Below are 24,692 nucleotides of genomic sequence, written 5' to 3'. Positions count from 1 at the left end.
CCGCAGTGCCCGATGCCACCCGGCAAGGCGCTCTACGCTTCCGTCTGATCGACGACGCTGATGCTGGACATGTTGCCGCGGCACCTCTCAGCCGTACGCCCACGCTGATGGAGCTGGACACGCTCATCGCCGCCGCACAGGCGTTCGAACACGGAGAGGAGATTTCGGACGACACCGCAGAACTGCTGGCTGCCGGCACCTCGGCGGGAGGCGCGAGGCCGAAGACGAACGTGCTCAGGGAGGATGGGTCAATCGCGTTGGCAAAGCTTCCGCGAGACGAGGACTTCGGGGACGCGATGGCCTGGGAAGCCACGGCGCTGCATCTGTCAAGGGACGCCGGCATCACGGTGCCCACCTTCGAGTTGATCCGCGTCGGAGATCGTTCGGTGCTGGTGCTGGACAGGTTCGATCGAACACAGGAAACATCCGGTGCTGGACAGCGCATCGGCTACCTCAGTGCGGACGGTCTGCTGGACAAGAGCCCCGGCGAGCTACGCACCTATGTCGATCTCGCCGAGGTTGTGGGCCGAGAGAGCAGCATCGCCGGGGACACCGCTGAACTGTTTCGCCGCGCCGCCGTGTCGCTGTTGATCAATAACGTCGACGACCACATGCGAAACCATGGGATGCTCCGGTCCAAGTCAGGCTGGCAGCTCTCCCCGGCCTTCGATATCAATCCGTTCTACCGGCACGGAGCAGTGGAATCCACACCGATCTCGGACGTGGATGATCCTGCACGCCGCGACATCCGCAACCTCGTCGATGCGGCCGACGCATTCCGGCTCACGCGCGCACAGGGCATCGAACTCCTTCGCGAGGTCGAGCGGGCCACGTCACGCTGGCGTGAGGTGGGCGCGGGCTACGGTCTCACCTCTGAAGGCCTTGGCGCGATGGCTCATGCGTTCGAGGGCCAGAACCGCGAACGCGTGCTGGAACTCTAACTCTCCCCGAACTGCGCCACCTCGAGCGGATGCCGGGATGCTGGCGACCCCGAAACCCCGAACTACGCCTTGGTCTTCACCCGCGCGCGCACCCGCGGCTTCGCCTCGGCCTGCGTGAGCTGCACCGGATCCTGCCCGTGATCCGTGGTCGACCCGTAGGTGTACGAGCCGTAGCCGTAGCTGTCTGGACCCTTGGTCGGCAGCATCGTCACGACGATGCCGAGCAGGTTGACGCCGGCGGTCTCGAGTGTGCGGATCGCGCCGGAGAGCTCGGGCTTGCGAGTCTTGCCGGATGCCGCGGTGAGGATGACTCCACGCGTCTTCTTGCCGATGACTGCGGCGTCGGTGACGAGCAGCAGCGGGGGAGCGTCGATGAGAATGTAGTCGAAGTACTCCTCCAGGGGCGTGAGCAGGCGGTCCATCGCCGCAGAGCCCAGCATCTCGCTCGGGTTCGGCGGAACGGGGCCACTGGGAAGCACGTAGAGTTCGTTCGCGCCCCACTTCTGCAGCGCATCCGAGACGCCGACCTGGCCGATGAGCACACTGGTGAGGCCGACGCCGCCCTCGATGCCCATGTAGTCCGCGACGCGGGGGAGCCGAAGGTCACCGTCGATCAGCGCGACGCGCGCACCGGTCTCGGCCAGGGCGATGGCGAGGTTCGCGGTCGTGGTCGACTTGCCCTCGCCAGGACCGGCACTGGAGATTACGAAGGTGCGCGAGCCGGAGTCGATGTCGAGGAACTGCAGGTTCGTGCGCAGCGAGCGGAACGACTCGGCGCGGGGGCTACGCGGGTCGGCGTGCACGATCAGCGGACGCTTCTGGGCGTCTGGGTCGTAGGCGATGCCGCCGAGCATCGGCTTGTCGGTGATGAGTTCAAGGTCGTGCAGGGCATGGATGCGCGTGTCGAGCACGCTGCGCAGCACTGCGACGGCGATGCCGGCGGCGAGGCCGAGCAGCCCGCCCAGCACGATGAACAGCGGAATGTTCGGGCTCGACGGCGCCGTCGGTTCGGCCGCCGGGTCGGTGATCGTGATCTGCACGGGGCTGGCCCCGCCCTCGGTGTCAGGACGCTCGAGGTCGTTCTGCACGACGTTCGCGAAGCTCGTCGCCGTCGCATCCGCGATCTTCACTGCGAGGGCGGGGTCGGTGTCGGTGACGGTGATGTCGATCAGCACGGTGTTGATCGCGGTGGTAGCCGTGATGCGCGACGCGAGCGCGGATGTCGACGTGTCGAGGTCGAGTTCTTCGATCACAGGGTCGAGAACGAGGGCCGTGCCGATCACGTCGACGTAGCTGGTGACCATCTGACGCGCGAAGGTCGTGCCCTGCACGAGGTCGCCGGTCGCGGCGCCCTCAGTGCGGACAGACACGTAGAGCTGCGTGGCGGCCACGTACTTCGGGGCCTGAGTGAAGGCATACGCAGCGCCGCCGGCGAGGCCGACGAGCAGCAGCACGAGAATGATGATCCAGTTCTTGTGCAGGATGCGTATGTAATCGCGAAGTTCCACGCGGTCTGGTCCCTTTGAGTTGATTGTCAGTGTGTTGCCAAAGCTTCAGTCATTGTTCCATAGGCTTCAGCGGTGAAATGGTTGCCGGCGTGCCAGTGCGTCCTGTCACACGCGCGTCAGCCGCCGTACACGCCGTAGGCGGTGCGGTCTGCGCCCCTGGTCGGCAGCATCGTCACGACGGTTCCGAGCACCTTCGCACCCGACTTCTCGATGGTCGCCTCGGCGTCTGAGAGTCGACCTGCGCGGGTCTTTCCGGATGCCGTGACGAGGATCGCTCCCTGCGTCTGGCGCGCCAGCACCGCGGCATCCGTCACCAGCCCCACCGGGGGCGAGTCGATGAGGATGATGTCGAAGGCCGCCTTCAGGTCGTTGAGCAGCGCGGTCATCGCGCTCGAGCCGAGCAGCTCTGCCGGGTTCGGTGGAATGGTGCCGGCGGGCAGGATGAACAGCGCGCCGCGGCCCCAGTGCTGCAGAGTCTCGCTTGCCGTAGCGCGCCCGATCAGCACCTCGGTCAATCCGACGCCGCCCTCGATCGAGAAGTAGTCGGCGATGCGCGGCAGTCGCAGGTCGGCGTCGATGAGGGCGACGCGCGCGCCAGAGTCGGCGAAGGTGATGGCCAGGTTGGCGGTCGTGGTCGACTTTCCCTCGCCAGGGCCGGCGCTGGTGACGGTCAGCGCCATCGATCCTTCGCCGAGGTCGAGGAACTTCACGTTCGTGCGCAGCGAGCGGAATGCCTCTGCGCGGGGATCGCGCGCGTCGGCGGACACCACCAGGGGGCGCTTCTTCGCTTGAGGGTCGAGAGCGATGCCGCCCAGCATCGGCGCGGATACCGCGCGTTCGACGTCGTCGAGCGTGCGGACGCGGTTGTCTAGCACCGAGCGCAGCACGCCGAAGGCGATGCCGGCGGCGAGCCCGAGCAACGCTCCGATCGCCACCGTGAGCTGGACGTTCGGCGCGGAAGGCGAGACCGGCACAGAGGCCGCTTCGAGCGTGTCGATGCGCACGAGGCTGGGTCTGGCATCGATGGGCCGTTCCAGCTGCTCGGCGACGACGTTGGTGAAGCTGTCGCCGATCGCGTTCGCGAGGCGCGCCGCCTGCGCAGGATTGCGATCGGAGACCGTGAGAGTGATCGCAGTGCTCGTCGTTGACGCGGCTGCCGCGCTTACTTTCGAAGACAGCTGTGCGACCTTGTAATCAAGGCCCAGGTCGTCGATGACGGGCTGCAGCACGAGCGAACTCGGGATGATGTCGACATAACTGGTGACGGCCTGCTGGGCGTATCCGCGCGCGAGGTTGAGCTCGGCGGGCGTCGCCGTGTCGCCAGCCTGTGCCGAAACAAGCAGGCGTGTCGACGTCGTGTACCGGGTGGGCGTCGTGAGCGCGACCAGCACGCCGATGCTGAGGCCGATCAGAGTCAGCGAGAGGATCAGGACGAGGTTGCGTCGCAGAAGGCGCACATAGTCCTGCGCGATCATCGCTCTCCAGTCTTCGAACGTCGTCGGCGGCCGCCGGGTATCCTTACAGAGAGTAGTCCAATACGCAGCCTACTTTGGTGCGCCTTCAGAACGGTGGTTCCATGTCTTCGAGCAACGAGATGCCCGATCTCGATCTGCCCGCGCGCGCCGTGGGTGACTCGCCGCGGACGGATCCGCTGCTCGAGGCGCTCGTGGGGCGCCCCCGCCAAGAATCTCGTCCGCACTCCGAAGGAGCGGACGCCGTCAGGCTTGTCAATCTGGTCGACTCGGCCGTCGTGAACAGCTCGCCGTCAGTCATCTTCGTCTCCTCTCAGAAGAGCAAGAGGCCGAAAAAGCACCGAGGGCACCGACGCATCGACTGGGTCAACACGATCGTCGGGGCGGTCGCCGTCGTCGTGGTCGCAGCGACGGCCGTGTTCACCGGAGTGCAGGTCGCGAGTGCTGATCCGGCATCCGACGCGGTCGAGGTGCTGGCGGCTGACGAGGCGTCGCTCGCGGGTGCGGAGAATTCTCTCGCCGTTTCGACGGCACGACTCGAAGAGAGCATTGCGACGGGACTCGAGGATTCTGCGATCGTTCGCGCCGCTCTGGGTGAGTTGGCGGCGACCGCCGAGCGCGCCGAGACGGCTGATCCGGCGGCTCTCGCCGCGGCGGTTCAGGCGGTCGACGTGTATCGCACGGGGCTCGAGCAGACGGTCGTCCCGCCCGCGCCTGCGCCATACGAGCGCGGCAACATCGATGAGGATTCGCTCACGAGCGTGGCGGATGCGATCAATAAGGTGCAAGAAGCGTCGACCGCCGTGGATGAAGCCTCCGACGCGCTACGCACCTACCGAACCTCGGTCGATGCACTGAACACCGCGTACACCGGTCAGCTCGCGGCTTTTGCCGGCAGCCTCACTGCGTATGCGACGGCTCAGAATGACGCCTATCCGGTCGCGGGTCAGGAATTTCGTGATGCCGTCACCACTGCCGCCACTACCGTAGCGGCGACTCCTTTGAATGGCGCTTCGGCCACGTCGGCGCTCAAGACTTTCCGCGACGCCGTGCTCGCTCTTCGCGAAGAGGACCTGCGCGTGCGAGTGCTCGAGGAACAAGAGCGTGAACAGTCGCAAAACAATCAGCAGCCAGTGACGCCGACACCCGAGCCGGACGAGACACAGACCGATCCGACACAGACGAATCCGGATCAGACGGACCCTGCGCCAGTTGATCCGACTCCCACCGATCCACCCGCTTCCACTGACCCCACGGGATCTGGAGACGGTGGCGGATTATTCGAAGGCTGATCCGTGTCGTACAAAACTTGTGCAGATTTGGCAGAGGAGGCGTGCATCATCGGCACTGGATTCTGTGCCACGATGTACTGAAATTAGCAATCAGCTGAATGGACATGGAGCCTAGCTGGTGCGAAGCAGGGGTGGGCAGCAAAGATGAATCCAGGAGATAGCAGCGGCGTGAGTACAGAGACCGGATCTATCACGATCGTGTCTGTAGGGCAGCGTCGGCGTCGCATAGCTGCGGCAATCGTCGACAGTCTGGCGTGGATAGTCGGCATCTTGGCCGCGGTCGTCCTGCGGTTCGAGTTCGAGCCGTCGGCGCGCGGGTGGGTCGCGACGCTGCTGCTGGCACTAATCGCAGCCTCGCTGCAGGTGGTCGTCGGATACTTCCTCGCGTTCTACCGGGGCCGCTTCACCTATGGATCTTTCGAAGAGGTGCGCACTCTCGGTCTGGCAGTCACGGCCCAGGCTTTTGTTTTGGCTGTCATCGTCATGACAATCGGTCCTGTCGTCAACATCCCGCGAGGCACAGTCATCCTCGCGTTCCCATTCGTGCTGCTGCTGATGTTCGGCGTCCGCTATCTGGCGCGCCTGCTGCTCGAGCGCAACCGCAAACCTGGCGATGAAGCCGAACCAGCGCTGATCATCGGTGCCGGCTACCTGGGCGACACCCTGTTGCACAACATCACGACCGACCCCACCTCTCCGATCCGCGCCGTCGGCATTCTCGACGATGACCCGGCGAAGAAGAACCTAAGGCTGCGCGGTGTGCCGGTCATCGGTCGGACCAGCCAGATCGCGGCAGCGGCCGAGCAAACTGGGGCGAAGGTCGCCGTCATCGCGATCGGACGCGCCGACAGCGCTCTTCTTCGCCGCCTGACCGATGCCGCGGCATCCGCCGGGCTCACAGTCTCCGTGACTCCCACCCTCTCTAACCTGGTGAGCGGTGAGGAATCGGCCGCCGACGTGCGCGACATCAGTATCGAAGACCTAATTGGTCGCCATCCTGTCGACACGAACGTCGAGCTCATTGCCGGTTACGTCACCGGCCGCCGCGTTCTCATCACCGGTGCCGGAGGTTCGATCGGTTCGGAGCTGTGTCGACAACTGGCGAAGTACGGCCCGAGCGAGCTCATCATGCTCGACCGCGATGAGACGGGACTGCAGATGGCGCAGCTCGGTACGTCCGGGCATGGCCTTCTCGATACCAAGGACGTCGTGCTCGCCGACATCCGCGAGAACGAGACGCTCACCCAGATCTTCGCCGATCGTCGACCAGAGGTGGTGTTCCACGCCGCGGCGCTGAAGCACCTGCCGATGCTGGAGCAGTATCCGGACGAGGCTTGGAAGACCAACGTGCTCGGCACCCTGAATGTGCTGCGCGCGGCCCAGGCCGTCGGTGTGGATACGTTCGTGAACATCTCCACCGACAAGGCAGCGAATCCGACCAGTGTGCTGGGTCACTCCAAGCGGGTAGCCGAGAAGCTCACCGCCTGGGCCGGGGAGCAGACTGGAATGCGCTACCTCTCGGTGCGATTCGGGAACGTAATCGGCAGTCGGGGATCGATGCTTCCGACGTTCAAGGCGTTGATCGAAGCCGGTGGACCGTTGACCGTTACCCATCCTGACGTGACGCGGTATTTCATGACGATCCCGGAGGCTTGTCAGCTCGTGATCCAAGCCGGTGGTATCGGACGGACTGGCGAAGTTCTCATCCTCGATATGGGAGAGCCTGTGTCGATTCTCGAAGTCGCGAAGCGCATGATTTCCATGTCTGGTAAAAACATCGAGATCGTCTTCACTGGTCTGCGGCATGGCGAGAAACTTCACGAGGTTCTCGTCGGTAACCGAGAAGATCTCGAGCGCCCCTTCCATCCGAAGGTCTCGCACACCACAGCCGACCCAATCTCGCCGGAGCGCCTTGACAAGGCTGGATGGGAGGCACGGATGGTCTCGGTACCGAGGAACAACGACACGGCCATAATCGAGCCGTTGCATCTCGACCCCACGGAGAGCGCCAAGTGAGCGAACGCATCTACATGTCTTCCCCTGACGTGGGACAGCTCGAAGAGGATGCGGTCGTCGCTGCTATGCGGTCGGGGTGGATTGCCCCGCTCGGACCCGACGTGGACGCCTTCGAGCGTGAGCTCGCTCAGCGGGTGGGAGTTGGGCACGGTGTCGCCCTGAGCTCGGGGACGGCGGCTCTGCACCTCGGATTATTGACGCTCGGGGTCAAGCCGGGCGACGTCGTCGTAACGTCGACTATGACGTTTGCCGCAACCACTAACGCGATCGTCTACACCGGCGCTGAGCCGTATTTCGTCGACGCTGATCCGTCCACCGGCAACATGGATCCGGCCTTGCTGCGCGAAACTCTCACCACGCTGCGCGCGGCGGGAGAGAATGTTGCGGCTATCGTTCCGGTTGATCTGCTCGGCAAGGCAGTCGACTACACGTCTATCCTTGCGAGCGCAAACGAGTTCGGTGTGCCGGTTCTGGCGGATGCTGCCGAATCACTCGGTGCGACGCACAACGGGAAGGCCGCCGGAAGCTTCGGTGCGGCATCGATAGTCTCGTTCAACGGGAACAAGATCATGACGACATCCGGTGGCGGGATGCTGCTGACAGATGACGCCGACTTCGCGAAGCACGTGCGTTATCTCGCGACTCAAGCCCGTCAACCGGTCGTTCACTATGAGCACACCGACATCGGCTACAACTACCGGATGAGCAACCTGCTGGCTGCGCTCGGTCGCGCACAGCTGAACAGGCTCGACGACATGATCGCGAAGCGTCGCGAGATGCGTGAGCTGTATAAGCAACTGTTTGCCGCCGCGGAAGGCGTGACAGTATTCGGCGCCGACGGCGATGAGGACGATAACGTCTGGCTGACCTCAATTCTCGTCGATGACGACGCGGCTGGATGGCAGCCGCAAGACCTCGCGGCGGTCCTGGCCGATGACAGCATCGAAAGCCGACCCTTGTGGAAGCCCATGCACTTGCAGCCCGTGTTCGCCGGCACGAGGGGCGCCATCTCAGGCGCGTCGGAGAAGCTGTTCCGCACCGGTCTGACGCTTCCTAGTGGATCGGCGCTCACGCCCGCGGAGCGCGCGCGAGTGAAGGAAGCGATCAGTGCGTTCCTCGCGCGCTGAGAGGCGCGCAGACTCGGTGCGCCGTCCCTACGACTCCGTCAAGAGGGGAATGGACGCAGTTGGGGCGTGCGCGGCGCTACTGTTGCTGAGCCCGCTGATCCTGGTAACAGCGCTCGCGGTGCTCGTTACTATCGGCAGGCCTCTTCTGTTCATTCAACCGCGTCCCGGACGCGACGGCCGGGTGTTCTATCTCCGCAAGTTCCGTTCGATGCGACCTGTCGATCCCGAGCGTGGATGGGTGACGGACGAACAGCGGCTTACCAGATTCGGAAAGATCCTTCGATCCACGAGTCTCGACGAGCTTCCGTCTCTCTGGAATGTCCTTCGCGGAGACATGAGCTTCGTGGGGCCGCGACCCTTGCTTGTCGAGTATCTCGATCACTACACTCTCGAGCAGTCCCGCAGACATGAGGTCCGCCCCGGCATCACTGGGCTTGCTCAGATCAATGGTCGAAACAGTGTTGACTGGGAGGAACGGTTCGCTTTAGACGTTCGATACGTCGCGTCCCGCCGATTTACGTTGGATGCGCGCATCCTTCTCGCTACGGTTCGAGCTGTGCTGATCCGAGAGGGCATCAGTGCCGAGGGACATGCAACTATGAGGAAGTTCTCCCGAGAGCCATGACAGACCGTATTGTCGTTGTCGGAGCGGGCGGCTTCGGGCGTGAGGTATTGGATGTCATCGAGGCACGCGTGGAGTCAGGAGATTCGCTGGAACTCCTCGGTGTGATCGACTCCGGACCCCGGGAGGCTGACCTCGAGCGTCTGGCTGATCGACGTATCGCGTACCTCGGTACGGAGCGTGAGTGGATTCGCAGCATGCGAGGCGACGAACGGTTTGTCGTGGCGATCGGATCGCCGACTATTCGCCGGACGGTCGCCGAGCGACTGTCCGGAATCGGACTCAGTGCGCTGACTGTGGTTCACCCTCGAGCGGTGATCGGTTCGCGATCGAAGCTCGGGGCAGGGGTCGTGGTCACATCAGGAGTTCAGATCTCGACTAATGTTTCGCTTGGAGATCATGTTCATCTGAATCCTGGGTGCATCATCGGTCACGACGCAATCCTGCGTGACTATGTGTCGGTAAATCCGGGAGCGATCGTATCGGGAAACGTAGAAGTCGAGCAGGGATCACTCCTGGGAGCCGGTTCGACGATCCTTCAGGGCCTAATCATCGGGGAACGATCCGTGGTGGGTGCCGCAGCGTGCGTCACGAAGAACGTCGACTCCGGAACGACCGTGGTCGGAATCCCCGCGAGAACCCGGAGCATTGATGACGGCCACTGAACCTCATGTCTGCTTCGTCGTCACCAGCGACATGACAGCGGGTACCTTTCTTCACGGGTACGTCGATGAGATGCGTCGGCGCGGTATCGACGTGACGATCGTGAGCTCACCGGGACCCGGTCTCCGTGGGCTCCGCGAAAGCGCGCGCGTGCACGAGATCCCGATGCGACGCGAACCGTCGCCCGTTGCGGACTTTGTGGCCCTTCTCCGGCTGGCCTGGTTCTTCGCCCGCATCCGTCCCGATGTTGTCGTGTACGCAACTCCGAAGGCGAGTCTGCTCAGTTCCATCGCGGCTGCTGTGGTCGGCGTCAGAATCCGCCTGTACGAATTGTGGGGACTCCGAATGGAGACGGCGTCCGGCCTGTCCCGAGCTGTGCTGGGGACACTTGAGCGTGCGACGAGCCGCATGTCTACCGACACGATCGCAAACAGTCACAGCCTCGCCGACCGTGCGGAGGAGCTCGGAGTGACCAGCAGGCGTCGCCCAGTGGTTCTCGGCGCCGGTTCCGCGAATGGGGTCGATTCGGACCATTTTTCCGAGGACGCGCCGCGCCCGGAACTCGATGACGGGACTCGCCGTTTCCTCGACGAAACCACCGGCTTCGTCGTCGGATTCGTCGGCAGGCTGCATCCTGATAAAGGAGTGGATGTGCTCCTCGAAGCTGTCAGTCTCTGTCGGCAACGCGGTCATCAGGTTCGGGCGCTTCTAGTTGGAGGCGACGAAGGCGCGCAGCTGTCCAATGTCTCGGACCTTCCGGTGCACGTTGTCGGCCACGTCGAAGACACGAGACCGTATCTGGCGGAGATGGACACGATCGTGCTCATGACCTTGCGCGAAGGGTTCCCCACTGTGATTTTGGAGGCTGCCGCGATGCAGGTTCCGGCGATCGTCTCGGATAGCACAGGAGCGATCGATTCCGTCATCGACTCCGAGACAGGCTTCATCGTCCCCGTGGGGGATGCGGAGGCACTCTCCGAGAAGCTCGTCGCGCTGAAGAACGATTCTCGTTTGCGAGCTTCTTTGGGAGAGAATGCTCGGATGCGGGCGATCACTCAGTTCTCGAGCGCCGACGTGTGCGGACTCCACGTGGATTTCTACATCGACCGCGCTTCGACCCGAGCGGCCGCGCGATGATAACGCCTCTCCTGTCCGGTGTGACATCTTTTTCTGCGATCGCGGTGATCCTCCTGCTATGCGTGAGCGCTGGAGTCATCGGATCCATCCTGCGGAAGGAGATCCCTCGCACCGTCTCGATCTTCGTTCCGGTCATGCTTGCCGTTACCGCGAGCGCTGGGATGATCGTCTTCCGACTCGTTCAGGATATGTACCTCCTCAGCGACGAGAACGTCTGGCATGCGCAGGCGATGCTCGTCGCGCAGTTCCTGTCGGAGAGTTCCGGGACTGCGCCAATCCTTAGCGAGGGCAAAGAGGGGTACCCGTGGATAGTCGGCGCGCTCTACTCGATCTCGGGGAATGCACCGTTAGTGCCCATTACACTCGGGACGCTGATGTTCGTACTGCTGGTACCTATTTGCGGCGGAATCACGAGTCTCGTCGCGCGAGATCTGAATATGACCGACGCCGGCACCGCCAAAGCGATCAGATGGGCGTGCTACTTCGTGGCCGTGTGTCCCGCCATCGTCATCTGGGTGCCGCGTATGCTCCGTGAGTCGATCAGCATGTTCCTGATCGGTTTGATGATTCTGTGGTTCCTCGCGTACCTTGAGCGGCGTCGACCGTTGCTCCTGTTGGCTGTGGGGGCGGCAGCCGCGGTCATGATGACAATCCGTGCGCAGGTTGGGTTGGGCATTATCGCCGGTCTGATACTCAGCGCCATCGTTGTGTATTCGACTCGGTTCCGCCACGTCTTCTCACGGTTGCTGTTGATCGGTCCCATCTTCCTAGTGATTTTCGCCGCCACTTGGGCCTACGTGGACTCCACCTCGAGCCTCAGCGCTGAGAACATCGCCCTGCGCAACCGAGCATTAAGCGATGCGTCCAGTGCTTTCGAAGGCGGCGATGAGGCATACGCCGCGACCGGCATTGTCGACATCGTCTTGTTCAATCTTCCTCGGGCAGCGTTCGGCCCTTTCCCGACGGAACTGACTGCGGGTGGGGGCAGCATCATCGTGGCCGCGGTCTCGAACGTCTTCTGGCTCACCTGCATTCTGGGCGCTTGCCTGTTCCTTCCTGGGCGACGCCGGTCGCTCGCCTCGGGCGTGGGTCGAGTGGAAAAGACGCGCGTGCGCGCCTTCACCGTTCTCATCGTCCTTGCGCTGACGCTGTTGGCGATTCTCTCGATCACGGCGGGTAATTACGGACTTGTCGTGCGAATGCGGCTGATGCCTCTGGTCGCGCTCGTCCCGGCCGCAGCGATCGGATTCCAGGTCTGGCGGTACCGACATCGCGGGGACGAACTTTTTCTCGCGCAAACGGTCGACTCAAAGCTCATCGTCCCTCGCGCGGTAAGTCGCGCTTCGCACAGAACGCGCCGCGCGTAGGCCCACTCGATTAGCGTCCTGTGCTGAGGATGCTCTGCAGCCGGTCGTAGGCGTCCGTGATGATGCTCGCCTTGGAGATCAACGGGGCACTCGCCCTGCGAACTTCCTCGCGACTGAGCGCACGCATCTGGTGAGCGTATTCCAACACTCGGTCAAAGTCGGGTGGTCCTTGACGATAGAAGGGCGCCTCGGCGGGGAAACGATCACGATGCCCCGAGTATGTTGGTAACCCCGAGGCGAGGTATTGCCGAACCTTGAGGGTGCAGGCCTCCTCCATTCCCTTACGGTCGATCGCGAACGAGGAGAGGCCGACCCACGCACGCGCGGTTAGGGTTCGGATGGCATCGGGCGTGAGTCGACCATGGAGCACGACCCGCGGATCCAGGACAGCACGTTCACGATCGGCGGAATCCACATCCCCGACGAGGTGAAGCCGAAAATCGGCGTCGGTGCGGTCAAGATCTTCAAGGAGAAGATCGAGCCCATGCCATGTTGCGAATGTGCTCGCGACGAAGAGCAGCTCGGGCACGTCCGCCCGCTCGTCTGCGGCTATGGGTTGCTCATCGAGATCGATGCCGTTCGGGAACGTCATCGTCGGTCTCGCGACGTGCACGCGGGAGAGCTCGTGCTGCACAATCTCTCCCGTCACCCCGGCGATCACGGATGCCGCGCGAATGTTGCCAGGTCCGACTATGCTCTCGGCGACCACTTGCAGGAGTCGTTGGTATCCACTGAGGAGCTTGATCTCCGGAATCTCGAGAGTGTGGTGTAGAGAGACGACGGGGATGGATAGCCGCTTCAGAGTGTGTGCGCGCGCTACGTCGGATGTCGTGTATCGCAGGATGATCGCGTCGTACTCGTGCTGATGCTCGCGGATCCAGCGGTAGAGCGAACGTCGATGCAACAGTTTGTCGGCCGCATAGCGTAGAAATGATGACCGCCCGGGCTGCCTGGCCTCGCCGCCAGCAGGAATCCTCAATGGCTCAGCCGCTTCGGGCAGATCGATATCGGTGAACAAGCGGACTTGCCAGTCGGCGGAAGTTTCGTCCGCGGCGCGCTGCTCGGCGATGGCCTGCTGAATAATGCCGCTAGCGGGGATGTGCAATGGTACGAGATGGAGGATCCTCATGGCTTTATCAGGCTACCGGAACACCGCGCCATGTCCGTTCACGGACGTATCGGCGCCGCAATGCAAGATCAGGTTCGCTTGGGCTGGGGCCGGGCGAGCCAGAACGCGAGCAGGACGTATCCGATCAAAGAAACTGCCTGACAGCCGCTCATGATCCACACGGCAAACAAGAGATCGTGGCTGAAGAGAATCAGCGCAGCCAGCGAAACGCCGGTGTACGCGAGCGAGAACAGCAGCCCGATGTGCTCCTTCCGCAGGACGATAAAGATTGTCGAGATCGGTGAAGCTGCGAGATTGACGTAGAGCGCTGGCGTGAGGGCTTGTGCGAATCTTCCTGCCTCCGTCCACTCCTCACCGAGGATGAAGGGGAATAGGAACGGGCTCATGAAGAAGATGGCGGCGAACGGAATCGCCCCGAGTGCGAAGGACTTGACAACGCTGCTGCGCACTGTGTGGCGCAGTTCCGACCGAGGAACGGTTGCGAGCTGGGGGAAGTAGACCTGGCTGATAGCAGTGCCGATCAGCCCCGCCGGCAATTGAACAAGCCGCCACGCCTGCGAATACTGTCCCAGCGCGCCGACGGAGTACGACCCGATGATCAGGTTGACGCCGTTGAGGCGGAATGAGTCGACCAACGTATGCGGCATAAGAAGCGCGGGAAGTCGCCAGTATTTGCGGACGATGTATCGCCATCGCCGACCATCGTCTCGCCCGAAGAATCGTGATCGTTCAGGTGCCGCAATCGTCAGGAAGACCGCTCCTGCCAACTGCCCGATCAGAAGACCCGATGCCAGTCCCACTCCCCAGTCTGGCGAAAGAAAACCGAGGGCTACTTGGGAGATGGCCGTCATTCCGCTCTGCACGATTCGATTCCGGCTGATAAGCGAGTAGTTCGCAGCACGGATGTGCCATTGGGTCATCAGACTCAGGTAACCGAGCAGGAAGACGCCGGGGCCGACGAGAAGCAGATACCACGTCCATACAGGGGTGATCGGGATCGGCGTAATCACAATCACCGTGCAGACCGCCGTGATCAAAATGGACAGAACGGTGAGGAGTCGCACGCCGAGGTTCGTCACGGCGACAGCCTCACGAAGGGAGCGCGGCGGAACAATACCCATCTCGTAGCGGGCGGTTCCCACGACCGCCACCAGGGCCGTGATCGACGCGAACACAGCGAACTCGCCGAATGGTGTCGGTCCATAAAGGCGACTCAGAATGGGGATCGCAGCCAGCGTCACGAGCTGCGCCGCGAAGGTCCCGGAGACCAGCGTCAAGATGTTGCGCCCCATCCGACGTCCTGGGCTGCCGTCGCGTGCCAACACGTTCCTTTCCAGATAGTGGTGGACCAGGTGGGATGTGCTGGCCGTTTCAAGCGTGTACCGCGTCGCCTCTCCGATCGAGAATATCGTGGGTCGCGGCTCAGAACGATTCGGCGCCCGCGCGGGTTCCGCAACAGCGCTGGCGTACAGTCGTTAATATGAGGCACGATCCCACTGACGTTCCCGGGGGATCAGCCCCGTCCGCGGCCGTCGTCTTCACGCTTACGTTCCCGTTCTCGCGCGGTGAGGAGTTCTTGCAGACTGAGATCCAGCACCTTCTGGAGTGCTTCGATAAAGTGATAATCGTCCCGACCTTGCTGGATCCGGGGATGGTTCAGACGCACGAAATTTCCCCGCGTGTCCAACTAATCGCTCCGGTGCGAAGCAAGCTCGCTCTGCTTGCCGGTTTCTGCCTGCGGCATCCGATCGCGGCTGTGCAATCGGTCGTGCGGGCACTCGGCGGTGGTCGAGATCGGCAGGCAGCATGGGCTGATCTGCGCTTCGATCTTTACGCATCGGCCCTCGCACGTATGGTCGCTCCGGGGGTGGCGGAGGCGATTGGCCCCGCCGTCGACGTCGTCTTCTATGGCTTCTGGCTACATGTCCCAGCGCGTGTCGCCCTCGATGTGCGACGGCTCACACGTCGGGACGAGCACCCCGTGGTAAGCCGTGCGAACGGGTTCGATCTCTATCTTGAACGACACCCGCGGGCGTACCTTCCGCAGAGGCAGCTGCTCCTCTCAGGACTGCAGAAGGTGTTCGCTGCGTCCCCCTCCGCTCAGGAATACCTCGAAGAGCACTACCCGGAGCATGTCGGTAAGTTCACTTCGGATCGCATCGGCACACCGCCACCGATCAATCCCGGCAATGCGCGCCGTGCCGCTTTCCACATCGTCTCCTGTTCATACCTTGCTCCTGTCAAGCGTCTGACTATGCTCATCGATGACATTGCCGCCGCGCAGCGCGCGCTGTCCGTCCCGCTCACCTGGACTCATATCGGTGCGGGCGCTGGCGCATATGCGGAGGACGTGTACGCGCACGCCGCTCGAGCTCTGACGCCGAGCACCTACCAGTTCCTCGGACATATGGAGAATCACGAGCTTCGCGAATGGTACGCGCGCAATCCTGCTTCGGTGTTCGTCCAGGTCTCGGAATCTGAGGGCGGGCTGGCGGCCTCGATTCAAGAGGGCCTCGCGCAGGGGCTACCAGTCATCGTCACGGCCGTCGGCGGCGTGAGCGCGTTGAAAGAGGCGCCAGATATTTTCGACGGCCTACTCGAACGCGATCACACGCCGGAGCAGTTCGCTGAGAAGCTCGGAAGACTTCTCGACTCAGACGATGAGACTTACAACGGGTACGTTGCAGCCAGTATGGCTTATTGGTCCGCGCACTGCTCCACGGATGTCCTCGCACACGCGTTCGCGCGACGGCTCCGTCGCATCTCGGCAGAGCGAATCGACACTCCCGGAGTATCGATGCTCGGATGATGACGCTGAACTAAAGGTCGTAGCCGCCTTAGGTTCGCCGAGGTCAGGCGCGGCCATCTGAAGTGATCTCGTCACAAATCTGGCACACCGTCGGTCCGGGCTACGGGTCGGTCTCGCCGTTCTCGGCGGCCGAGGTGGCGAATCAGCGGTGAGGACGTAAACCGTGGCACGTTCTCTGCCGCCCCTCGCGGGATTGGCTCTCGGTCGAGGACCGTGCGGTCGCCTGGACGTGAGTACTGGCCAGTGTGTCTCTCTAACCGTAGTGTCAAGCGTTGGCTCGTAATCTTGGCGCACCGCTCATCAAGCGAGCAACGCGATTTCCTGCTGATCTTCGTCAACAACGAAGTCCGGGCAACGTAGGAGTTTGAGGGTCGATGGTCGTCCTAGGCTCGACGCTCAGCGCGCAGCGGTGATCGTCGATGAACGCTCAGGATAGGATCGTCGCGTGAACAGGTTCCGGAGCCACGAGGGTCGTGACGCTCGTTTTTTCTGTGGAGTAGTGGGCTTAGCAGTGTCTCGATGGTGTGCCGATGGGGCTGTGCATGACGTCGCACGATGACAGCCGGACGGTTCTCGTTACTGGTGGTAATGGGCGGTTAGGCCGGCTATTCGTCGAGGATCTTCGTGAGAGCGGTACTCGCGTAGTTTCCCTGGCACGAACCCGACCCGAGGGCGCGCATGTCGACGACGTTCAGGTTGATCTCACTGACGCACCGTCGGTGCGAAACGTCGTTGTGGCCGCGAACGCTGGGGTGCTCGTTCATCTTGCTTCGGTCCTGAGGGGCACTGACGTCATACGAGATAATGAACGTATTGACACCACCGTCGCCGCGGCGGTGATGGAAGCAGACATCGATCACATTGTGCTGGCATCCTCAGGATCAGTTTATGGAACTCGCTCGATGGCCGCGCGGACCGAGGACTCACCGCTCGACGCGAGTACGCCCTATGCGCGATCGAAGTTACGGACGGAGAGCATCTTTAGAGATGTGCTCGAATATGATGGTGCAGGAACTCTCCTCGCCTTGCGGATCTTTAATCTTTCCGGGCCACGTTTCCCGGATTCGCTCGTCCAGCGTCTGATACGCGCAGATGCGAAACACCCAGTGAGCGTCACCGGTGCCGACACCTTCGTTCGCGACTACATGTACCAGGACGATTTGGTAGCGATCTTGCGCAAAGCCATCCGGCTGCGGCGCCCTGGGACCCAAGTCGTCAACGTTGGGACGGGTTACGCAGTGACGACACGAGAGCTTCTCACCACACTTGAGATCGAGCCGGACGCGTATGTCGAAACGAGTGGCGAGGTAAACAGTAGTTGGGCGGACAACTCAAGGATGATTCAGTTGTTTGGTGTCGTGCCACGGCCAAAGCCTGATCGTTCGTGGGATTCGGTTAGTGAGTGAGGTGAACCGATCCCGGGCCCGCGGTCGACACAAAGTGCACGGTCACGTCGTCTGAAAGGCGCCACCGATCGGGTGTTCCTCTGTTTGTCTGCATCCGATACTGGGCGGATAGTGGCTGCTGAATGCGTGGATGAAAGTCGCGAGCACGCTTTTCGCGCGGACGGACAGGGTCCTTTCGCGATCACAATGATGGCGGTTTCCTGTGGCAATGAAGTTCCCTACGCGTCTTGCGACCGCTGGCGCGACGCAGTTCTTGCACAGTTGGCGTCGGAGCTACCGACGGCGCTCATCAATTTTCCCCAGAGTTGCGCATCGATTTCCCGAGGTCGCGAGGTTCGGCTAGCGCAGGTTTGTAACGGTGGTGGCGCGGCAGATTTCGTCGCCTGCGGCGTGGTGGCCGCGGAGCCGGTAGGACGCTCCGTCGAGAGTGAAGACGACGGAGCGGTGCAGGAGGCGGTCGAGCATGGCCACGGCGACAGTAGTGTCGCCGAGGATTTCGCCCCAGGCTCCGGCGGGCCGGTTGGTGGTGATCACAATCGAGGTTTTCAGGTGCGCCGGTTGATGACCTGGAATAGCGCGGATACGGCTTCTGGGGGCAGCGGCAGGTAGCCGAGTTCGTCGATGATGAGCGGCGTCGGTCCGGCGAAGAACCGCATCATGGTGGCCCATATTTCCTTCGATCGCGGCGCGGTGGCATCGGGCGGCGAGGTCAGCGGCGGCGGTGAAGCAGACCCGGTAGCCGGCGGTCACGGCGGCGTGGCCGAGCCCGGTTGCGATGTGGGTCTTCCCGACGCCGGGCGGGCCGATCAGGAGCACGTTCGTCGAGGTGTCGAGATAACGGCAGGTGGCGAGTTCGGTGAGCAGAGACTTGTCGATGCGGGAGGCATTGTCGTGGTCGAAGTCATCGAGGGTCTGTCCGGTAGGGAGGTTCGCGAATCGGAATCGGCCGGCGAGGGCGGCGGGCGTCGGTCGCGGTGACCTCGATCCGCAGCAGCTGTTCGAGGGCGCGGGTGGGGGCCAACCCTCAGCATGGGCCTGGTCCAGAATCTTCGCGAGCGCGTCGGCCGCGTCGGCGAGGTTCAGGTCGGTGAGATGCGTGCGCAGTTACTGATAGGTGCCGGCGGCGGCGTTGGCGGTGGTCATCGGAGGGTGTTCCTGTTCTTCGCGGCCTACTCATACGCGGCTAGGCTGATCACGGTCGAGGGCTGCGAGGCAGTCCCGGTGAGGGCGGCGGCCGCGCGCAGTGCGGCGCTGCCGGGTGGATGCGTTCCTTGCGGCGGTGCGGGCCTCCCGACGGTGTCGACGCCATCGCGACCGCTTCGAGTGCGGTGTCGCGGGCGGTCACGCCCAGGCCCGGTTCGGCGAGGCGGTGTCGGGCGATGACCGAGCCAGACCTCGTGGCGATGTCGATCCTTGACGCGCCGAGGCGCTGCTGGACGACCACACGGGTGGCGGCGAGTTCGGGTGGGACGGAGTAGGGGTTCCCGCGCCAATCGATCAACGCTTGCCTGGTCGCGGTGCGCTCCTCGGTCACGCTCACCGGGAACACGACCGGCGGCAACGGGCGTAGTCGTTCCGCGGCGAACATTGCCTTCGCCGTCGTAGCGCTCTCGCGACGCCGCCCGTCCTATCTCCTCGTGAACACCTCGAAACTGGCCTGCGCCTGCTCCAAGGTGAGCTCGTCCGGCAGGGTGCGCCACCACCGTTGCGCGACGGTGTGATTGTTCTTCTCGACGACGCCTTTGCGGTTCCCGGAGCGGGGTCGGCAGTCGACCGCGCTGACATCATGATGCTTCGCGAATGCGGCGAACATCGGTGTCAGATCCTCCGAGCCCGCTTTGACGACCGTGGTCATCCGGTCGAACCGCCGGACCCTCGTCCCCCCGCCCAGCAAAGCGAGGAGCGTCGTCATCGCTGCGAGCAGATGCGGCAGATCCAGAGATGGGGAGAGAGCACCGCCCGCCAGACGCCGGAGTGCGCGAGCGAGCCGACCAGTGCATACGCGCGTTTCGTCGGGAACCCCCAATGCGTGGGAGGGGCGGGCAGCTCGACCCAATCGATCTGTGTCTTCTCACCAGGCGGGTACCCGATGACCGCGTTCGGGCGTTCCTTGACGGGCGCGCATGCGGTGCAGGCCGGCCGCACCCCGCGGGCGCGGATCTGTCTCGTCAACGTCGGATACGACCCCGTGAAGCCGAGCGGTGTGAGCTACCGGCAACGCACCGATGGGGCACTGCGGGTGTGCGTCCGTCTGTGGCTGGTACTCCGGTAGCCGTTCCTTGTGTGCTGGGCGACACACTCAAATCGACCGTGATCACCAGCGTCCCGATCGCGGACGATGGTCCATGGTTCTTCCGAGTCCAACGCGACGGCGCTGGCGGCACCTATCACGATAACGTCCTGTTCCTTGGTGTCCGTCTCGTACGACACACCTGACTAAAGACCCCCGCTTGCATCGTCCTCGGACGTGCGAGCGAGGGTTTTTCGTCGTTCCCGCCGTCGAGGGTATATGCCAGGATTGGGCGCATGGTGTCTGCAAGCCCAGCGAAAGAGACAGTTCGCTTCCAACTGCTGGACGTCTGTCGATTCATCGCAGCGTTCGCAGTGCTCGTCTTCCACTGGCTGTACAAGGGCACCGAGACCGGGATGATGGACACTGTCTCGTACTCGCCGCTCGCGGGCGTCGCCGCGTACGGCTACCTCGGCGTGTACTTCTTCTTCATGATCAGCGGGTTCGTGATCGCCAACTCAGCCCGAGATCGTCCAGCTTCAGTGTTCGCGGTAGGTCGGCTCGTACGCCTATACCCGTCGTTCTGGGTGGCCGTGATCCTCACGTCGATCACCGCCCTCCTCATCGGCGGGTCCATCTTCGCCGTTACGATCCCGCAGTTCCTCGCGAACCTGACGATGATCCCCAGCCTCTTCGACCAGCCGCTCGTAGACCGCAGTTATTGGACACTGTTCTGCGAAATTCTCTTCTACGGCATGGTGTTCGTGTTCCTGCTCGTCGGTCTCGGGAAGCGGCTCGAGGTGTTCTATCCGGCGTGGGCGCTACTCATGCTGGTGCTGACGCTCCTGGTGCCGTCCATTGCGGCACTCCCATTGCTCGGCACGCTGTACGCCTACTTCGCGGCCGGTGCGATCATACGTACCATCCACCGCCGCGGGTGGCACTGGTGGCAGGCGGTCGGACTCGCAGCGAGCTTCTACGTCGCGATCACCTTCACTCTCAAAGAAGTCGCGCTGATCAACGACGCCGCGACTGGTCCGTACGTCCAGTCGGTCCCGGTGACGGCAGTGGTCGTCTGTGGGTTCTTCGCGGTGATGCTGATCCAGATCATCCCCAAGGTCACGGCATGGAGAATCCCCAAGAGCTACCTGCTAGGCGCACTCACGTACCCGCTGTACCTGCTGCACGCCCACATCGGATACATGATCTTCAACCGGTTCGCCGACGACGAGAACAAGTGGCTGATCTACTCACTCGCCCTCGTCCTCGTTCTCGGGCTGTCCTACGCTCTGTTTAACCTGGTGGAACAGCGACCGAAGAAGATGTGGGTCGCATTCTTCAACAACACCGCTGGACGCATCCTGCGGCCCATTGAACGAATCCCGCAGCGCATCAAGGAACGCCGCAACCGCGACGATGAACCAGAAGACCCGGGGCCACCGACGATCCACCGGGCTGGGAGTACCCCCCCCGGAATGTGCGCTAGACGGAAGAACCCTTCTGTGCCCGCGCGCGTCAGCGGTTCGCGATCTGATCCAGGAAAGCGCGCGCGGCATCCTCGGTCACCACATAACCGAACTCCGCAGCCTTTGAGACGAGCGCGGATACAGCCTCCTCGGTCGGCTGAGGGGCTGCCGGGTCGAGACCGATCTCGCGCAATACGGACTCGCGCTGATCGGGTGTCGCCTGCTCCCACACCTCGCGCATCGTTTCGACAGCGACGTCCGTGCCGACGCCAGTGGTCTGCGGCGTCGGCGTCGTGATGAATGCGACCGGCGGTGGAGTCTGGGGGACCGACGGTGATGGTTCCGGCGAATGGGTGGCGCATCCCGTCAGCATCAGCGCGATAGTCCCGCCGACGAGGGTCGCTCGCACTCTCGAAGCTTGCACGGTCTCGAGTGTACCGACCCCCGCTGGGGAGCTTCCCGTCACTGCCCAGCTACGGCCGCGCGTAGCCCTGCGTGCCGTGCGATCCCGCATTCCGCCGCTTACGGCCCAGCTGTACCCACTCCGGCGCGCCGGGGATCTCGAGCAGTGCCTGAGCGAGCGTGTGCGTGTACTCGTCGTCGTAGAACCCTGATCAGCGCCCGGCCTCTCGCGCGAGAATGTCCCGCCGGATCGCCGACGGTCGCCATGAGCTCTGCGAGCACGGGGCCGGGGTCGGCCGTGTACCGATTCCGGGAGCAGATCGTGGCGAGCTCGATGCCGAGGAGAGTGTCTGGATCGAGAGGGCGGGAGGGTATGCGGGGATCGTCACCGCCCACAAATGCGGGTCCTCGGTCAGCTTCGCGGTCACGTAATCGACGAACGCGTCGAACGCATCCGGTTCAGCTCGCTCACGCCGCCCGGGTGTGCGTTCACCGTTTAGATACGCGCGGATCGTTTTGCGGTCATGGTTCGTGCGCCGGGCGATCTCGCTGATCGTCATCCCCTGCCGTTTCAGAGCGTGGATATCCACGCTGCTCCTCTCTGAGAGTATGAGAAACAGGGCCTCCCTTGAAATCCGGTGTGTGGTCAGAGACCACCAGCGTCCATGGAGGCCCGCCTCATGTGGCGGAGCGACCCAGGATGGGGAATTTCGATGAGCAGAACTGAGGAATTTCAGTGAGCGCCGTCACTACCCATGATCGGGAGGATCTCCAGTTATTTTCGTGTACGCGCTACCTGACGTCCTCGCAGCCGGGCGCGCCGAAGCCTGGAGCAAAGGGACCGCATGGACGGTTGCACCGATTGAGCCTGTAGATAGTGACGTGCCCGTCATCTCTGACATGCCCCGTTTTCCGGCAACCGAAGATCTAGGCGTCCGCGAACGCCGAGTAGCTGAGGGTGTGCGAGAAGTCACGCGCCGCGGGAGAGCGCGCATCGAGCACGCGGGTGCCTCGCGCATGAGCTTTACGAGTCGGCCGACGAGCCGGGACGTGCTGGTCCGTCGACGTGGCGTTATGCGTCTGGCCGGCAGGAACTGACCGATGTCGATGCCGGCTGCGCCATCGAACCATCAATACCGGCGCGGGGTGTCACTGCGGATCAAGGTCACATGCTTGTAATCGAAAGCTCAATCGCAACCTTCGGTTGTGAGCTGGTTGCTGACGGGGCGAACCATTGGCGTGTGCTGAATGTCGAACTGGCCGTATTCGCCCGCGGCGCCAGCGAACTCGGCCACCACCGTGTGCGTTTGAGCGGGTGCATTCTCGACAGCTACCATGACCGCCCCTCGGCCCAGGTGCTGCACACCAGTAACCTTCGCGGGTTGACCATCGACCGTCACGCCGCTGAGAGTTGATCCCACTGGGCCGTAGAAGACTAGGTTCGTCGCTACAGTGCCCCGGTCGAAGAACTGTGCCGGCGCGATGTGGTACGGCAGACCCGGCGCTTGCTCGGGAGTAATGGTATTCGTCAGCGTTGCGGTGGTCGTGAACGTCGGGCTGTCGGGAGCTATGCACTGCGTTGACGTCGCTGCCACGTCGAGTTGCATGTAGTAGTCGAGTTTGCTCGACGTGAAGTCGTTCACATAGACGCCGACCAACGTGCGATCTGCATTCGTGCTGGGCAGGCGACCAGAGAGCTTCGATTCTCCAACGAGCGCCGACTCTGTCTCGTTCGCTGGCGAGTAGAGAAGCCTGTTCTCATCGATCGCGAGTGCGAGGTTGTCCAACAGCGCCTTTGGGTCAGCGCTGCCCGAGGTTAGGGCATCGAATACGGATGACGCCGCGGCGCCAAAGAACGCGTCCTGCAGTTTGTTCTCCGGGAACATCGAATAGGCCTCGTTGAGCAGCAACGGGACAGCGTTCTCGCTGGTCAACGTGATTGGCTCATCGAGAAGTTGCACCTGATAGCCGTCGACCTCGACGGGATCTGCAGGAATAACTGCCGGCCCGGTGGCCTTCAGCAGATAGCTCAGCGCCACCGGGTCAAAGGACACCACGGCGTCGACAGGGGTTCCAAATTCCTCGGCCCACCATGCTCGCATGATGTCTGCAGTCTCGAGGAAGTCTGGTGTCATTGTGGCGTCCGGGATCCAACGTCCGATCTTGTCGCCGTACAGTGCCTCAGATTCGGCGTTCAATGTCGTGACCGGTTCCGGTCTGGCGTTCCTGAAGTCGGCGCTGGACGCTTGCTGGGTGATGGTGATACGTCCCTGATCCGCCGTAATCATGACGATCGCCGCGGGGTTACCACCGGTACCGCGGGACTCTGCATTGTTTTGGAAGATCGTCAAGTAATTCCGGGGGCCGTCGGCTCCGAGCGCGGTGGGCAGGACTCCGATAACGTCCCTCGTGGACCCGAGCAACGGCTGCAACTCGTCGACTGTGTCGGTGAGTTGCGTGAGTGCTTGCTCGACCTGGGGGATGAGCGCGTCGTGATTGATCGAGTCGAGATCGCTGGCGGCCTCATCGACGGCATCTGCCGCCTGTGTAACAGTCGACTGCATGTCGGTGATCGAGGCAAGGCTGATAGCACCGTCGACGGGCGTCAGCGCCTTGAGGCTCAAGTTGGTTGCCGGCGTGAGCGCGCCCGTAACAAGGTCGTCTGTCACAACCGCGGCGGTGCGAACTGCGTACAAATTTGGGCCAATGAACGGGACCCATTCCAGGCTCTTCCACATTCCGTCGTCGGTCTGTTCGCGAGCGTCTGCGGTCAGCGCCGCGAGTTGCGTGGCGGTTGTCTTCGCACCCTCGCTGTCCCCGGCAAGGATTTGACCCTTGGCCGTCGTGGCGAGCGGCATCGCCTGCACGAGAGAGGCCCTCGCGGACATAGCACGGTCGTAGATGGGCTTGCCCACGAGGACGGCCGCGACCGCAAGCACCAGAAGCAGCAGCAGAATCCCCATGGGAATCCAGAAACGGAAGCTGCGCAGCAGGGGTCGGCGCGTCTTCTCAGCACGCAGCTCGGCTCTCGTCGTCATGATCACCATCGTAGAAGGCGAAGGCCGTGGAGATGCCGTGAATGGGCGGGGTGTGTGTCGGACCCTT

General features: G+C 62.9%; 22 protein-coding genes and 2 pseudogenes. 12 read left to right on the top strand and 12 right to left on the bottom strand.

The features are described from left to right. The first annotated feature begins 5 nt into the window (after positions 1–5). The gene (locus J1M43_RS16800; protein WP_307823451.1) at positions 6–941 is read left to right on the top strand and encodes a HipA domain-containing protein; all 936 of its coding nucleotides are present in this window, start codon (positions 6–8) and stop codon (positions 939–941) included. Positions 942–1,003: 62 nt separating this feature from the next. On the opposite strand, the gene J1M43_RS12920 is transcribed toward J1M43_RS16800, so the two are convergent. Next, on the bottom strand, positions 1,004–2,449 hold the full coding sequence (locus tag J1M43_RS12920) for a polysaccharide biosynthesis tyrosine autokinase (protein WP_206476949.1): 1,446 nt from the start codon (positions 2,447–2,449) through the stop codon (positions 1,004–1,006). Positions 2,450–2,565: 116 nt separating this feature from the next. Further along, positions 2,566–3,924 (bottom strand): polysaccharide biosynthesis tyrosine autokinase, encoded by a 1,359-nt coding sequence (locus tag J1M43_RS12915; RefSeq protein ID WP_206476948.1) that lies wholly within the window; start codon positions 3,922–3,924, stop codon positions 2,566–2,568. 101 nt (positions 3,925–4,025) lie between these two features. Here J1M43_RS12915 and J1M43_RS12910 point away from each other — a divergent pair, with 101 nt between their 5' ends. The 8 genes and pseudogenes from J1M43_RS12910 to J1M43_RS12880 all read left to right on the top strand — a co-directional run bounded on the left by J1M43_RS12910 (position 4,026) and on the right by J1M43_RS12880 (position 12,145). Then, positions 4,026–5,213, top strand: a complete 1,188-nt coding sequence (locus J1M43_RS12910; RefSeq protein ID WP_206476947.1) for a hypothetical protein — start codon at positions 4,026–4,028, stop codon at positions 5,211–5,213. A 168-nt stretch (positions 5,214–5,381) separates the two neighbouring features. Continuing rightward, the gene (locus J1M43_RS12905; RefSeq protein ID WP_307823450.1) at positions 5,382–7,229 is read left to right on the top strand and encodes a nucleoside-diphosphate sugar epimerase/dehydratase; all 1,848 of its coding nucleotides are present in this window, start codon (positions 5,382–5,384) and stop codon (positions 7,227–7,229) included. 14 nt (positions 7,230–7,243) lie between these two features. Further along, entirely contained in the window at positions 7,244–8,356 is a 1,113-nt protein-coding gene (locus J1M43_RS12900) for a DegT/DnrJ/EryC1/StrS aminotransferase family protein (protein ID WP_241245233.1), read from the top strand. 49 nt (positions 8,357–8,405) lie between these two features. Beyond that, a complete protein-coding gene (locus tag J1M43_RS12895; protein WP_206477392.1) occupies positions 8,406–8,981 on the top strand; it encodes a sugar transferase in 576 nt (191 codons plus the stop codon). Next, positions 8,978–9,643 carry an acetyltransferase gene (locus J1M43_RS12890; protein ID WP_206476944.1) on the top strand — a complete coding sequence of 222 codons (666 nt, stop codon included), beginning with the start codon at positions 8,978–8,980 and terminating at the stop codon, positions 9,641–9,643. Before J1M43_RS12895 ends, J1M43_RS12890 begins: the two co-directional genes overlap by 4 nt. Next, a pseudogene (locus J1M43_RS17195) lies at positions 9,630–10,118 on the top strand (glycosyltransferase); the annotation flags it as partial. The gene J1M43_RS12890 and the pseudogene J1M43_RS17195, both read left to right, overlap by 14 nt. 12 nt (positions 10,119–10,130) lie before the next feature. Beyond that, the gene (locus J1M43_RS16795) at positions 10,131–10,778 is read left to right on the top strand and encodes a glycosyltransferase (protein WP_307823448.1); all 648 of its coding nucleotides are present in this window, start codon (positions 10,131–10,133) and stop codon (positions 10,776–10,778) included. Positions 10,779–10,798: 20 nt separating this feature from the next. Further along, entirely contained in the window at positions 10,799–12,145 is a 1,347-nt protein-coding gene (locus tag J1M43_RS12880) for a hypothetical protein (protein ID WP_206476942.1), read from the top strand. A 10-nt stretch (positions 12,146–12,155) separates the two neighbouring features. Here J1M43_RS12880 and J1M43_RS17190 read toward each other — a convergent pair whose 3' ends face one another. After that, complete coding sequence (locus J1M43_RS17190; protein WP_206476941.1) at positions 12,156–12,737, bottom strand: glycosyltransferase; 582 nt, start codon at positions 12,735–12,737, stop codon at positions 12,156–12,158. 605 nt (positions 12,738–13,342) lie between these two features. Then, the gene (locus J1M43_RS12870) at positions 13,343–14,566 is read right to left on the bottom strand and encodes a lipopolysaccharide biosynthesis protein (protein ID WP_206476940.1); all 1,224 of its coding nucleotides are present in this window, start codon (positions 14,564–14,566) and stop codon (positions 13,343–13,345) included. Between the two features lie 407 nt (positions 14,567–14,973). On the opposite strand from J1M43_RS12870, the gene J1M43_RS17005 reads away from it, so the two are divergent. Further along, positions 14,974–16,083 carry a glycosyltransferase gene (locus J1M43_RS17005; protein ID WP_206476939.1) on the top strand — a complete coding sequence of 370 codons (1,110 nt, stop codon included), beginning with the start codon at positions 14,974–14,976 and terminating at the stop codon, positions 16,081–16,083. A 542-nt stretch (positions 16,084–16,625) separates the two neighbouring features. Further along, positions 16,626–17,489, top strand: a complete 864-nt coding sequence (locus J1M43_RS12860; RefSeq protein WP_206476938.1) for an NAD(P)-dependent oxidoreductase — start codon at positions 16,626–16,628, stop codon at positions 17,487–17,489. 339 nt (positions 17,490–17,828) lie between these two features. Here the strand turns inward: J1M43_RS12860 and J1M43_RS17000 are convergent, their stop codons facing one another. From J1M43_RS17000 to J1M43_RS16775, 6 genes and pseudogenes are all read right to left on the bottom strand, one after another. After that, positions 17,829–18,023: an ATP-binding protein gene (locus tag J1M43_RS17000; RefSeq protein WP_307823447.1), complete on the bottom strand. Its 195-nt coding sequence runs from the start codon at positions 18,021–18,023 to the stop codon at positions 17,829–17,831. Between the two features lie 11 nt (positions 18,024–18,034). Continuing rightward, the gene (locus J1M43_RS16995; RefSeq protein WP_274607509.1) at positions 18,035–18,145 is read right to left on the bottom strand and encodes an ATP-binding protein; all 111 of its coding nucleotides are present in this window, start codon (positions 18,143–18,145) and stop codon (positions 18,035–18,037) included. Between the two features lie 64 nt (positions 18,146–18,209). Then, a pseudogene (locus J1M43_RS16990) lies at positions 18,210–18,533 on the bottom strand (ATP-binding protein); the annotation flags it as partial. Between the two features lie 148 nt (positions 18,534–18,681). Next, positions 18,682–19,077 carry a hypothetical protein gene (locus J1M43_RS16785; RefSeq protein ID WP_241245231.1) on the bottom strand — a complete coding sequence of 132 codons (396 nt, stop codon included), beginning with the start codon at positions 19,075–19,077 and terminating at the stop codon, positions 18,682–18,684. A 39-nt stretch (positions 19,078–19,116) separates the two neighbouring features. Further along, positions 19,117–19,401 (bottom strand): hypothetical protein, encoded by a 285-nt coding sequence (locus J1M43_RS16780; protein WP_241245230.1) that lies wholly within the window; start codon positions 19,399–19,401, stop codon positions 19,117–19,119. After that, entirely contained in the window at positions 19,398–19,661 is a 264-nt protein-coding gene (locus J1M43_RS16775) for a hypothetical protein (RefSeq protein ID WP_241245229.1), read from the bottom strand. The genes J1M43_RS16780 and J1M43_RS16775 overlap by 4 nt, the downstream gene beginning before the upstream one ends. Before the next feature lie 354 nt (positions 19,662–20,015). On the opposite strand from J1M43_RS16775, the gene J1M43_RS12845 reads away from it, so the two are divergent. Continuing rightward, a complete protein-coding gene (locus tag J1M43_RS12845; RefSeq protein ID WP_206476937.1) occupies positions 20,016–21,482 on the top strand; it encodes an acyltransferase family protein in 1,467 nt (488 codons plus the stop codon). Between the two features lie 317 nt (positions 21,483–21,799). Here the strand turns inward: J1M43_RS12845 and J1M43_RS16770 are convergent, their stop codons facing one another. Both J1M43_RS16770 and J1M43_RS12835 read right to left on the bottom strand, forming a co-directional pair. Next, a complete protein-coding gene (locus J1M43_RS16770) occupies positions 21,800–22,147 on the bottom strand; it encodes a hypothetical protein (RefSeq protein WP_241245466.1) in 348 nt (115 codons plus the stop codon). Positions 22,148–22,774: 627 nt separating this feature from the next. Continuing rightward, positions 22,775–24,634: a DUF4012 domain-containing protein gene (locus tag J1M43_RS12835; RefSeq protein ID WP_206476936.1), complete on the bottom strand. Its 1,860-nt coding sequence runs from the start codon at positions 24,632–24,634 to the stop codon at positions 22,775–22,777. Between the last annotated feature and the right edge of the window lie 58 nt (positions 24,635–24,692).

This window comes from Microbacterium sp. KRD172 (assembly GCF_017168295.1).
Classification (GTDB): domain Bacteria; phylum Actinomycetota; class Actinomycetes; order Actinomycetales; family Microbacteriaceae; genus Microbacterium; species Microbacterium profundi.
The sequence above is the reverse complement of the archived record's forward strand: the minus strand, read 5'-3'. Positions and strand labels throughout refer to the sequence as shown.